At 57.2% G+C, this 12057-nt stretch carries 9 protein-coding genes and 1 tRNA gene; 3 read left to right on the top strand and 7 right to left on the bottom strand.

Features of this window, described 5'->3' with window-relative positions; translation table 11 throughout:
* Window positions 1-2: 2 nt before the first annotated feature.
* Window positions 3-77 (top strand) — tRNA-Asn (locus AC2FIO_RS06810).
* A 20-nt stretch (window positions 78-97) separates the two neighbouring features.
* Here the strand turns inward: AC2FIO_RS06810 and AC2FIO_RS06815 are convergent.
* From AC2FIO_RS06815 to zwf, 4 genes are all read right to left on the bottom strand, one after another.
* Window positions 98-1717, bottom strand: coding sequence for a long-chain-fatty-acid--CoA ligase (locus AC2FIO_RS06815; RefSeq protein ID WP_496696532.1), 1620 nt, complete (start codon window positions 1715-1717; stop codon window positions 98-100).
* A 185-nt stretch (window positions 1718-1902) separates the two neighbouring features.
* Window positions 1903-3516 carry a glucose-6-phosphate isomerase gene (pgi, locus tag AC2FIO_RS06820; RefSeq protein ID WP_472723858.1) on the bottom strand — a complete coding sequence of 538 codons (1614 nt, stop codon included), beginning with the start codon at window positions 3514-3516 and terminating at the stop codon, window positions 1903-1905.
* Between the two features lie 5 nt (window positions 3517-3521).
* Window positions 3522-4193 (bottom strand): 6-phosphogluconolactonase, encoded by a 672-nt coding sequence (gene pgl / locus AC2FIO_RS06825; RefSeq protein ID WP_496696534.1) that lies wholly within the window; start codon window positions 4191-4193, stop codon window positions 3522-3524.
* The gene (gene zwf / locus AC2FIO_RS06830) at window positions 4190-5644 is read right to left on the bottom strand and encodes a glucose-6-phosphate dehydrogenase (protein ID WP_496696536.1); all 1455 of its coding nucleotides are present in this window, start codon (window positions 5642-5644) and stop codon (window positions 4190-4192) included. The genes pgl and zwf overlap by 4 nt, the downstream gene beginning before the upstream one ends.
* 161 nt (window positions 5645-5805) lie before the next feature.
* Here zwf and AC2FIO_RS06835 point away from each other — a divergent pair, with 161 nt between their 5' ends.
* Complete coding sequence (locus tag AC2FIO_RS06835; RefSeq protein ID WP_496696538.1) at window positions 5806-6759, top strand: radical SAM protein; 954 nt, start codon at window positions 5806-5808, stop codon at window positions 6757-6759.
* Here the strand turns inward: AC2FIO_RS06835 and AC2FIO_RS06840 are convergent, their stop codons facing one another.
* Both AC2FIO_RS06840 and AC2FIO_RS06845 read right to left on the bottom strand, forming a co-directional pair.
* Entirely contained in the window at window positions 6760-7455 is a 696-nt protein-coding gene (locus AC2FIO_RS06840; RefSeq protein WP_472723862.1) for a lipid-binding SYLF domain-containing protein, read from the bottom strand.
* A gap of 91 nt (window positions 7456-7546) precedes the next feature.
* The gene (locus AC2FIO_RS06845) at window positions 7547-7816 is read right to left on the bottom strand and encodes an usg protein (RefSeq protein WP_058271768.1); all 270 of its coding nucleotides are present in this window, start codon (window positions 7814-7816) and stop codon (window positions 7547-7549) included.
* A gap of 193 nt (window positions 7817-8009) precedes the next feature.
* Between AC2FIO_RS06845 and gyrA the strand changes: the two genes are divergently transcribed.
* Window positions 8010-10739 (top strand): DNA gyrase subunit A, encoded by a 2730-nt coding sequence (gene gyrA, locus AC2FIO_RS06850; protein WP_282118322.1) that lies wholly within the window; start codon window positions 8010-8012, stop codon window positions 10737-10739.
* A gap of 54 nt (window positions 10740-10793) precedes the next feature.
* On the opposite strand, the gene AC2FIO_RS06855 is transcribed toward gyrA, so the two are convergent.
* Window positions 10794-11966: a DsbA family protein gene (locus AC2FIO_RS06855; RefSeq protein WP_496696541.1), complete on the bottom strand. Its 1173-nt coding sequence runs from the start codon at window positions 11964-11966 to the stop codon at window positions 10794-10796.
* Window positions 11967-12057: the final 91 nt, after the last annotated feature.

The raw sequence follows: 12057 nt of genomic DNA on the forward strand, positions 1-12057 counted from the left end.
GTTCCGGCGTAGCTCAGCGGTAGAGCAGTTGACTGTTAATCAATTGGTCGTAGGTTCGATCCCTACCGCCGGAGCCATTTCCAACAATATCAGGCGCTTAGCCGATCAAGGCACTCTCGAAGTCTGCGCGCAGGTTGCGCTTTAGGACCTTGCCGGTCGCGTTCAGTGGCAATGCATCCACAAATACTACCTTATCGGGCACCTGCCACTTGGCGATTTTACCGTCGAAGAAAGCTAGCAACTCCGCTTCACTCGGGTCCGCGCCTTCGGCTTTGACAGCCACCAACAAGGGGCGTTCGTCCCATTTGGGATGCGGCACACCAACAACGGCTGCAGTGGCAAGTTGCGGGTGGGCTACGGCGATGTTTTCCAACTCGACCGAGCTGATCCACTCGCCCCCGGATTTGATGATGTCCTTGGACCGGTCGCGGATAGTCATGTACCCGTCGGGGTCCAGCGTTGCCACGTCTCCGGTCGCGAACCATCCGTCCTGCAGTAGGTCTTCATCCTGCATTTGGAAATAGCTGTCCAACACCCAATGCCCGCGCACCAGCAGATCGCCCTGCGTGACGCCGTCATGGGGCAGATCATTGCCGTCATCATCGACGATTTTCAACTCGACCCCATAGGGCGGACGACCCTGGCTTTCGCGCAGCTTGTGTTGTTCTTCAGGCGGAAGGTCCAGATGTTTGGCCAGTGGGTTGTTCGCGCTTCCCAGCGGACTCATCTCGCTCATGCCCCAGGCATGAACCGTATCGACACCATAGGTCTCGCGGAAGGTTTCGATCATCGAGGGCGGGCACGCAGCACCGCCAATCACAGTGCGGTTCAAGCTGGTGAGTTTGCTACCTGACTTCTCGGCATGTGCCAGCAAGCCTTGCCAGATCGTCGGAACCCCCATTGCCAGCGTCACGCCATATGTATCGACCAGATTCACCAAGGCTTCGCCATGCAGACCCGGCCCAGGGAGCACCATGCGTGAACCCGACATGGCGCAGGCATAGGGCGACCCCCAGGCGTTGACGTGGAACATCGGAACCACCGGCATCACGACATCCATAGCTGAAAAGCCGATGACATCGCGTGTGTTCGATCCAAAACTGTGCAGGACTGTGGAACGATGGGAATACAGAACGCCTTTGGGATTGCCCGTCGTGCCCGAGGTGTAACACAGGCTGGACGCTGTGTTTTCATCGAAACTCGGCCACTGAAAATCGCCATCGCCAGTTTCGATCAGGTCATCATAGAACGCGACGCCAGGGATTTGAGCAACGGCGTCTTCATTCCGTGGGCCCATCAAAACGAAATGGCGCACTTCGGTCAGGTGTTCGTGCAGGGCCGCGACCAGAGGGATGAATGTCGCATCAAAGAACAGAACCCGGTCTTTGGCGTGGTTGATAATGTAAGTCAGCTGTTCCGGGAAAAGCCGGGGGTTCACCGTGTGGCACACAAAGCCCGCGCCGGAGGTGGCATAGTAGATCTCCAGATGTCGCCGGTTGTTCCAGGCCAACGTGCCAATTCGATCCTGCGGCTCCAACCCCAGCTTGGTCAGCGCTGATCCCAGTTTTCGCGCGTTTTGCGCCACTTGCTCCCATGTGGTTTCGGTGACCGATCCATCGGTTTCGACCGAGTAGATCTCGGTCTGGCCATGATAGCGTTCGGCGTGATCAATCAGCGACGAAATCAGCAAAGGCTGCGTCATCATCTGTCCCAGCATGGACATCCTCCCATTATCAGCGTCGCCTCTATTGGGCAGTGCTGTCTGCTTGCCTGATGCCACTCGCCAGCGTGCGCAAAGCAAAGTGTTCAGGGCGTTCCCTAAGAACAGACCCTGCCAATCATTTAATTGTCTGACAATAAAAGAATGCAGCCTGCCTTCACGGCAGACTGCAAAAAACCGCGTTAATAATCGCGGTGGCGCATTGCATAGGCAACCAGGGCAGCGGTCGAGCCGTCCTTGCCAGTCGCGCTTTCTTCTCCGTCGACGATCGGGCCGAGAGATGTCGCAAGTTCCTTGCCCAGCTCAACGCCCCACTGGTCGAACGAGTTGATGTCCAATAGGACGCCCTCGACAAACACACGATGTTCGTAAAGCGCGATGATCTGGCCCAGAACAAACGGCGTGAGCATTGGATACATCAACGTTGTCGAAGGACGGTTGCCCGGAAAAACACGGTGACGGGCTTGCCGTTCCAGCTCGTCCCCTTCCAGCCCCTTCTCCGCCATCCGTTGCCGTGCTTCACCCAGCGACCGTCCGCGCATAAGCGCCTCGGACTGCGCCAGGCAATTGGCCAGCAACAGGCGGTGATGGTGGGTCAATTCCGGTTCGTGCCCTTCGGCCGCAACCATGAACTCACAGGGGATCACGTCGGTGCCTTGGTGGATCAACTGATAGAATGCATGCTGCCCATTGGTGCCCGGCTCACCCCAAACGACGGGGCCCGAGGGAATGGTCAGAGTGTTGCCGTCCATGGCAACAGATTTGCCGTTCGATTCCATCTCGAGCTGTTGAAAATACGCTGGCAATCGCAGCAGGCGCTGATCATAAGGCAGCACGGCCCGGCTAGCGTGGCCCAGAACCTGACGATGCCAAATGCCGACCAAAGCCAGCATAACGGGCATATTTTCGACCCAGTCGGCGGCGCGGAAATGTACATCCATCGCCTGCCCGCCGCGCAAGAATGCGTCAAAAGCATTCGACCCTACGGCGATCATTACCGGCAGGCCCACTGGGCCCCAGACCGAATAGCGCCCGCCAACCCAATCGGCAAAACCGAAAACGCGCTCTTGGGGAATACCAAAGGCTTGGGTTTTGTCCAACGCACTAGACACGGCGGCAAACTGCTTGCCCGGATCGCCGCCGCCATCTTCCATCCAAGCTCGCGCGGTTCGGGCATTGGTCATCGTCTCGATGGTCGTGAAAGTTTTGGAGGCAACAATCACCAGTGTCCGCGTTGGATCAAGCTGGCGCAGCGTATCGGCGATATGTGCGCCGTCCACATTCGAGACATAGTGCAGTCTTGGTCCATCATGATACGGGGACAGCGCATGCGTCGCCATCACTGGGCCCAAATCCGAACCACCGATCCCGATATTGACCACATCGGTAAAGGCGCCCCCTGCCCCGGTGACCGCCCCGCCGCGCACCTCTTCTGCGAAGACACGCATCCGTTGCAGAGTGTCCAGAACATCAGGCATGACGTCCAGACCATCGACCTCAACCGGGCCACCATCCAGATTACGCAGCGCTGTGTGTAGAACGGCACGGCCTTCGGTTTCGTTGATCTTTTCACCATCGAACATCGCCGCGCGGCGCGAAGCCAGGCCAGCCTCATCACACAACGCGATCAAGGCCTTTCGGACGTCATCTGTGATCTGGGTTTTGGAATAATCAAACAGCAGATCTCCGGTGGACGCGGAAAAAGTCTGAGCCCGGTTCGGATCGCTTTCAAACAGCCCGAGGATGGCCTCGTCCTGCACTTCGGATGCTAGATTTTTGAGCGGGTCCAACTGCATCTGTGTCACTCCGCCCAATGAACCGTCATGCCGGTCAGCGCGGCAGCGATCGGGGCCTCTTCCGGAGGCAGAGACATGGCCTTATCCAACGCATCGCGCTTGGTGGCGCCAAAGATAATCAGGTGTTTGGATAGCGCTCCATCCAACACGGGGCCAGTCAGCGTGATCCGCGCCTCTGGCTGGGTTTCGGGACGGGCGACTGCAAGCGGTGGCGCGTGACTATCCAGCGCGTCTTCAAGCCCCTCCATCCCCGGAAACAGAGAAGCTGTGTGCATATCCTCGCCCATTCCAAGAACCAGAACCGAAAGCGGCAAGACTGGTGTAATCAAGGATTCGATTTCCGGCAGGACATCGTCCGGTTCTTTACCTTCAACATACAGCGGCACGTATTGAGCAGCCGAAGCACGGTTTGTCAGCAAGCGCTGCCGGATCAGCCGTTCGTTCGAACGGTCGCTATCACCCGGAACACAGCGTTCGTCCGTGGGTAAAACCCGCACACGGTCCCATTCCAGATCAGCCGCGCACAGGCCATCGAATACCGGCCCGGGGGTCGTGCCGCCCGGCACGGCCAACGAAACCATGTCGTGATGCAGCAAGGCAGCCTCCAACTCTCCGGCCAAGGCGTTTGCCACGTCAATCGCCAGCATGTCGCGATCGGCATATTCCTGAATCTTCATGGGTTTATTCCTTGCCAACGGCGACCATCTCGTTTCATCAACAGCTCGGCGTCGCCCGGACCTGTGCTGCCGCTTTCGTATGGTTTTGGTACGTCACCGCGCGCGTGCCAGCCGGCAATGATCGGGTCGGTCCAGGCCCATGCGGCCTCGACCTCATCCCCGCGCATGAACAGTGTCTGGTTGCCCCGGATCACGTCCATGACCAGCCGTTCATATGCATCCGGGGGGTCTTGATTTCCTGACCCTAGCGCCTCGGCAAAACTCATGTCCAAGGGCACATCGACCAGGCGCATACCACCTGGGCCCGGTTCCTTGATCGTCACCTTCAGCGTTATTCCTTCGTTCGGCTGCAGCCGGATCGACAGGACATTCGCGTGGCGTCCAGCCTCTTCGCCGAAAATTGAATGCGGCGCGTCTTTAAACATCACATTGATCACCGATGACCGCGCAACCAGACGTTTGCCCGTGCGTAGATAGAACGGCGTGCCCGCCCAACGCCAATTGCTGATATGCGCCCGCAGCGCCACATAGCTTTCGGTGGTCGAACGTGGGTTGCCCACAATTTCGCGGTATCCTTTTCGGCCGCCGCGGCCATCGAACTGTCCACGCACGATGTGGTGCGGTTCAACTTGATCAAGGGCACGAATAACCTTGAGCTTTTCGTCCCGCACGGCATCCGGATCAAACTTCGCCGGCGGCTCCATCGCGATTAGGCACAGTAACTGCATCAGGTGATTCTGCATCATGTCGCGCATGGCACCTGCGCGCTCATAATACTCTTCCCGCCCGTCGATACCTACGGATTCGGCCACCGTGATCTGGATGTGATCGACATACTGGCTGTTCCACAGCGGTTCGAACAGCATATTGCCAAAGCGGACGGCCATCAGGTTCTGGACGGTTTCCTTTCCCAGATAGTGATCGATCCGGTAGATCTGGCTTTCCCGAAAATGCTCAGCCAAGGTCGCGTTTAACGCCCGCGCACTCTCCAGATCGTGGCCAAAGGGTTTTTCAACGACGATCCGCGTGCTTGGCGTTGCAAGATCATGCGCTTTGATCCTTTCGGCCAAAGGCCCGAACAGGCGCGGACCGACCGAGAAATAGAACGCCCGCACCCGGTCATGGTTCAGTTTGTCGGCAAGCTGTTCCCAGCCCTCATTCGAATACCCGTCGAGTGTCACATAGTCGACGCGGTCCAGAAACGCGCGCAATGCGCCCTCGTCCTGGCATTGCGCAGCAGCATGGGTTCGCAGCGATTCGGCGACCATTGCCTGAAACCCCACGCGATTGTGGACCGTGCGCGCAGCGCCAATGATTTGGACGCCTTCGGCCCACTGCCCTGAACAAAAGCGCCGAAACAGGGCCGGTAGAATCTTACGTTGCGCCAAGTCGCCGGTCCCGCCAAAAATGACGAGATCGAACGGATCAACAGGTACGACGCGAGAAACCATGGTTTTTCCTTATCTTGCCCCGCCGGGCATGTCCAATGTTAGCGCAATCGGTCAGCGTAAATCCCCCATCATCAAAACTCTGTCAGGTCGCACTTGCCTGACTTAACTAATCCGTGTCGAGCAGCTACATCAGAAGTAACTTCAAAGAACCGGATACCGGAATGAAAGACAACGCGCCTCAGACCGCCAATATCGGCAAATTTCAGAACAAATTGGTGACAGCAGATGGGCAGACCCGCGCTTCCGTAGCGTTGAAAAACCCCGAGACGTTGTGGTTCAATACCGGCACTCTTTGCAACATCGAATGCGTCAACTGCTACATCGCCAGCAGTCCAACCAACGACGCGCTGGTCTATATCACCACCGAAGAGGTGCGCGACTACTTGGACCAGATCGAAGAACGCAACTGGCCGGTGCGTGAGATTGGGTTCACTGGGGGCGAGCCCTTTATGAACCCGGAAATGATCGACATGACTCGTGTCGCGTTGGAACGCGGCTATGATGTTTTGATCCTGACGAATGCAATGCTGCCGATGATGCGCCGCAAGATGCGCGAGGGGTTGCTGGATCTGAAACGCAACTATGGAAACAAGCTGACACTTCGAGTTTCCGTGGACCACTATCGCCCCGAACTGCATGACGAGGAACGCGGAAAAGGCAGCTTTGACAAGACGATCACTGGAATGGAGTGGTTGCGCGACAACGGGTTCAATATCGCTATCGCAGGCCGCACGGTCTGGGGTGACAGCGACGCCGACAGCCGCGCCGGGTATGAGGCGTTCTTCAAGCAGCACAGCTTTGACATCGACGCACAGAATCCTGGCCAGACCGTTTTGTTCCCCGAGATGGACGAAACTGTCGAAGTCCCCGAAATCACAACCGCTTGCTGGGGCATTCTGGATAAACCACCCGAGGCTGTAATGTGTTCGAATGCCCGCATGGTGGTCAAACGCAAAGGCGCAGAACGGCCTGCCGTTCTGGCCTGTACCCTACTGCCGTACGAGCCTGAGTTTGAAATGGGCACCACACTGGCCGAGGCCGAGGCCGACGTGCACCTCAACCACCCACATTGCGCAAAGTTCTGCGTTCTGGGCGGCGCCAGCTGCTCGGGCTGATCAGTTCAACTCGGGCGATTTCCAGTATTTTGTGCCTGACGCCCCAGCCGAAACACGCCAGCCCTTTTTGCTGAGCACAAAAAACGACCGCCCGTCTGTGAACCTGAGCGTCTCATCGGTGCGCTCATCTCCATACATCGCTCCGGATTCCGCAGTCGCGTCGTAACCTTGCGTGATAAAACTGTCCAAATCTGCTTGGGTTTCAAACAGGATCACGAATTTGGTTTCGAACCCGCCGATACCGATCGCCGCGCCCACGCCGCCGGTTCCCATATTCATATAGGTGTGCTGACCAGTCTCTTTGTTCACGGCAACACCGCGCCCGTACCCTGCGGACACCGGGAAAACTGTCACTTTGCGGGAATCGAACGCAGCATATCCCGCACTGACATCATATAGCGCTTGTGCTTCGGGATTTTCGGCAAGCAACTGCGCCAACACATCGACGGCCATAACATCCAGCTTGGCGCGTGTCTCTTCGGGCGTCGCCTCGTTGGACAGCAAATCAGAGGTGGACGTGATGGTTTCGTCAACCGCGTTCGCCCCTTTTTCGAGTGTCTGCCCGACGGTTTCTGCCCCGCGTCCGACAGCATTAGCCGTATTTTCAGCGCCCTTCTTGATTTTATCAAGGACACCTTCGGCCGACACCGGCCCGGCTAGGCAGATGGCAACTGCAATCAATAAAACTCTGGGCATTCCGTGTTTCCGCTTGTGGCCAATGACTTCGCCGCCACGATACCGGATGCACCGGAAATGTATATGGGTTTGGGCCTGATGCGCCCCGGCGTCAATTCACTCGGAATTCGCCTACCACGTTGCGCCATTCCCCAGGCGCGATCATCTTGCGATGTGTAAACCGCACGGAATGCAGCGGTCCTTCAATCTCTCGCTGCCAGAATTCAATAAAATCGAATAGTTTGGGATGATCCGGCGCAAGGTCGTATTCCTGCCAGATAAATGTATTGAGCACGTGAATATAGTCGGGCATGTGATAAAAAAATTCGGCCGTCGTCAGCCCATACCCCTTGAGCATCAGTTCTGTTTCGCTTTGCTCCATGCAGACCTCCAAAATTGTTGCAAGGTCTCTTCAGCATAACACAGAAACCACCTAACCCTTGGTTAACAATATGTTACCCCAGTGTTACGGGTGTTTTTTGCCCAGATTGCGCTGCTTGCTTGCACCTTATGTGCCGGGTCTGATAAGGTACATCCACAAGATATAGACCCAGCACAATAAACGGGCAGGTTACGTGAGCGATACGCCAGAAACCCCAGAAAACATGGATGAAACACCGCCCCAGCGTCCCGTATATGACGGCCCGACGGTATCCATCGAATCCGAGATGCGCACGTCCTACCTGGACTATGCGATGTCGGTCATCGTGTCCCGCGCGATCCCCGATCTGCGGGATGGCTTGAAACCGGTGCACCGGCGCATCCTCTATGCCATGCACGAGACGGGCAACACCCACGACAAGTCATACCGCAAATCGGCCCGTCCGGTTGGCGATGTCATGGGTAAATACCACCCACATGGTGACAGCGCGATCTATGACGCGCTGGTGCGGATGGCGCAGGATTTCTCGATGTCGCTGCCGCTGCTGGATGGTCAGGGCAACTTTGGCTCGATGGACGGCGATAACCCGGCGGCCATGCGCTATACCGAAGTGCGGATGGACAAGCCCGCCGCATCTCTGTTGGCCGATATTGAAAAAGAAACGGTCGATTTTCAGGACAACTATGACGGCAAGGACCGCGAACCAACGGTTCTTCCCGCCCGTTTCCCGAACATGCTGGTCAACGGTGCCGGTGGTATCGCCGTCGGCATGGCAACCAACATCCCACCGCACAACCTTGGCGAAGTCATCGACGCAACGCTGGCGCTGATAGATGAACCGGATCTGACATCCGAACAGCTGATCGAATATATCCCCGGCCCTGATTTCCCAACCGGTGGTGTGATGTTGGGCCGTTCCGGCGCGCGCAAAGCCTATCTGGAAGGGCGCGGTAGCGTCATAATCCGCTCCAAGACCCGCGTTGAGGAAATCCGCAAGGACCGCTATGCCATCGTCGTGGACGAGATCCCCTATCAGGTGAACAAGGCCTCGATGATCGAAAAGATCGCCGAAGCCGTTCGCGAAAAACGCATCGAAGGCGTCAGCCACGTTCAGGACGAATCCGACCGCAATGGGGTGCGTGTCGTGGTCGAACTCAAACGTGATGCGACGCCCGAAGTTGTTTTGAACCAGCTTTTCCGTTTCTCGCCGATGCAGACCTCGTTTGGCTGCAACATGTTGGCGCTGAATGGTGGCCGGCCCGAGCAGTTGACCCTGCGCCGGTTCCTGACCTCCTTTATTGACTTCCGTGAAGATGTCGTCGCCCGTCGCACTGCGTACGACCTGCGCAAAGCCCGCGAACGCAGCCACATCCTGTGTGGTCTGGCCGTGGCCGTGTCGAACGTGGATGAGGTGGTCGCCACGATCCGGTCATCCGCTGACGCGGCGCAAGCGCGTGAAAAGCTGATGACCCGCCGCTGGCCTGCGGCTGAGATTGAAAGTTATCTGCGCCTGATCGACGATCCTCTGTCCAAGATGAACGACGACGGCACCTATAACCTGACCGAAGTTCAGGCCCGCGCCATCCTCGACCTGCGTCTGCAGCGACTGACTCAGATCGGTGTCAAAGAGGTTACAGACGAGCTGGAAGAACTGGCAGGTAAGATTCAGGAATACCTCGATATTCTGTCCTCGCGAGAGCGCATCATGTCGATCATCGGAGATGAGCTGCGCAGCGTTCGTGAACAGTTTGCCGTGCCCCGTCGCACCGAGATCGTCGATTGGTCCGGCGACATGGAAGACGAGGATCTGATCGAACGTGAGGATATGGTCGTGACCGTCACGTCGGGCGGCTACATCAAGCGTACGCCGCTGGCCGATTTCCGAGCACAAAAGCGCGGCGGCAAGGGGCTGTCGGGGATGCAGACCAAGGAAGAGGATGTTGTCACCAACCTCTTCGTGGCCAATACCCACACGCAACTGCTGTTCTTCACGACGGATGGCATGGTCTACAAGCTCAAGACCTGGCGTCTACCGCAGTCAGGGCGCACAGGTAAGGGCAAGGCAATCGTCAACATCCTGCCGATCCCGACCGGTGTTTCCATCGCCGCGATCATGCCGGTGGATGTACCCGATGAAGAATGGGAAAATCTGCAGATCATCTTTGCCACCAGCGCGGGCGACGTGCGTCGTAACCGCTTGTCAGACTTCACCAATGTCCGGCGCAACGGCAAGATCGCAATGAAGCTGCCCGAAGATGTTGAGCTGGTGAACGCCCGCATCTGCTCAGAAGATGAAGATGTGATGCTGGTCACCAATTCGGGTCGTGCAATCCGCTTCCGCACCACCGATGTACGGGTGTTCAACTCGCGCGAATCCACCGGTGTGCGCGGTATCAGGCTGTCCAATGGCGACCGCGTGGTTTCGATGTCGGTGATCCGCCACTTCGAAGCGACCCCCGAAGATCGTGTGGCTTACCTCAAAATGCGCCGTGCGGTTGCTGGGCTTACCGAAGATGATGCTGGTGACGACGAGGAAGCCGCAGCAAGCAGCGATTTCAACCAGGAAAAGTATGCCGAGATGTCGGCGGCCGAAAACCTGATCCTGACGATCACGGCGGGCGGCGCAGGCAAGCTGAGCTCCAGCCACGACTATCCTGTACGCGGACGCGGCGGGATGGGTGTGGCCGCCATGGACAAGGCGATGCGTGGTGGCGAACTCGTCGCCTCGTTCCCGGTCGATATGGAAGATCAGATCATGCTGGCGACGTCCAAAGGCCAATCGATACGGGTGCCGGTTGATGGGATTTCGTTCCGTTCCCGCTCGGCCGGTGGCGTGAAGGTCTTCAACACCGGCAAAGGCGAAGTGGTCGTCAGCGTCGCCTGGATTGCCGATCAGGGCGACGAGGACGAAGCGGAAGAGTAACCGACTGATCCATAACACTATTCAGGCGCTACACTTTCGGGTGTGGCGCCTTTTTTAAATCAAAAGGTCTTCAACAGCCCAAAGGCGATCCTGTCCCCAGACACTTTCCCCGGCGACGCGGAAACTTGGGACACCCCACAACCCGATCTCTTGCAGACGGTCCTGATTGACCGCTACCCGATCTCTCCAACGATCTGAGCTAACGTTCGGTTTCGCACTCTGCCAATCCAACCCCGCGTTTTTGACGATAATCCGAAGCCCCCGATCGGTTGCAGCATTCAGACCCTCTGACCAGACGCCGCGCAGGAAGGCGGAACAGAACTCAGGCAGTTTTTCCTGCGCTTCGGCGTAATCCAGTAAGGCATAACCACGCTCGATCCCTTTGCCTAAAGGATCACAGATACGCCCAAATGGGATCCCCAACCGCCGCGCTTCGCGCACGCAATCATAAAGGATGTAGGAGGACTTGGGTGGAGGGACGGGTAAGCCTCGCATCAACATAGGCAAAACCGGCCTCAGAACCAGTCGTGCGTTGTAATGGCGTGCCAAATCGACAGCTCGGTCAAATGCCAGATACGAATAAGGGCTGCGGAAAGAAAAGAAGAACTCAATCTCCTGATCCTGAGACTTCTCTTGTTCCAATTGCACTGAAGGCAAAGACACTATCGGTGACGACCCGCTTCCCAGACCCGCGTGCAGCAACCGGTCTTCGAGATAATGAAGACGATCAACGCCCCAATACCATTCACCATCGTAGTGAAACGTTCCGCCGAGATAGTGACCCAAATCGGAAAGTTGTTGGTCGCCATCCTCGATCAGCGCAGCCGGTAAGGGGTGATCCGAAGACGAAAAACCCTTTCCCGACCAAAGATCTTCGCTGATATCTCGGACATTGTTAACAAAGCTATCGTTCGTCAGTTCGGCTGCCATCTGTTTTTCCGCAACTGCAATGAAAGCCTCGTCAGGAACTGCGCCTTCAGGGGGGCTGAGACCAAGCTTTCGGGCCAGGCTTGCCGCATCTTTGATGGCATTTTGCCGATATGCTGCCGGGTCCGGCAAAGCCTCGGCCGGAGGGCCCGAAATCAGATGCGGGCGCAGCTCGACATCATAGGTGTCTCGAAACTGCTGCAAGACCTGTGCGGTGAGGTGACAGTATGGGTCGGAAACATCATGGAAATAATGGACAACGCGCGGGCGGTTCAGCACGTGATGCTTTGCCTCCAGCACGCGCCTACGCGCCACCAGGCGCGTGTTGCTGGTCAGAATTGACGCTAAGTGTGGTTTGACATGTGTTGCAAAGAACAAGGTGGTTCCTTTG

Source organism: Ruegeria sp. CDSB086, from assembly GCF_059611065.1.

What these genes read in the sequence shown, in the direction of transcription:
- AC2FIO_RS06815 (WP_496696532.1), bottom strand. Translation starts at nt 1,717, where the DNA reads ATGCTGGGACAGATGATGACGCAGCCTTTGCTGATTTCGTCGCTGATT.
- pgi (WP_472723858.1), bottom strand. Translation starts at nt 3,516, where the DNA reads ATGCAGTTGGACCCGCTCAAAAATCTAGCATCCGAAGTGCAGGACGAG.
- pgl (WP_496696534.1), bottom strand. Translation starts at nt 4,193, where the DNA reads ATGAAGATTCAGGAATATGCCGATCGCGACATGCTGGCGATTGACGTG.
- zwf (WP_496696536.1), bottom strand. Translation starts at nt 5,644, where the DNA reads ATGGTTTCTCGCGTCGTACCTGTTGATCCGTTCGATCTCGTCATTTTT.
- AC2FIO_RS06835 (WP_496696538.1), top strand. Translation starts at nt 5,806, where the DNA reads ATGAAAGACAACGCGCCTCAGACCGCCAATATCGGCAAATTTCAGAAC.
- AC2FIO_RS06840 (WP_472723862.1), bottom strand. Translation starts at nt 7,455, where the DNA reads ATGCCCAGAGTTTTATTGATTGCAGTTGCCATCTGCCTAGCCGGGCCG.
- AC2FIO_RS06845 (WP_058271768.1), bottom strand. Translation starts at nt 7,816, where the DNA reads ATGGAGCAAAGCGAAACAGAACTGATGCTCAAGGGGTATGGGCTGACG.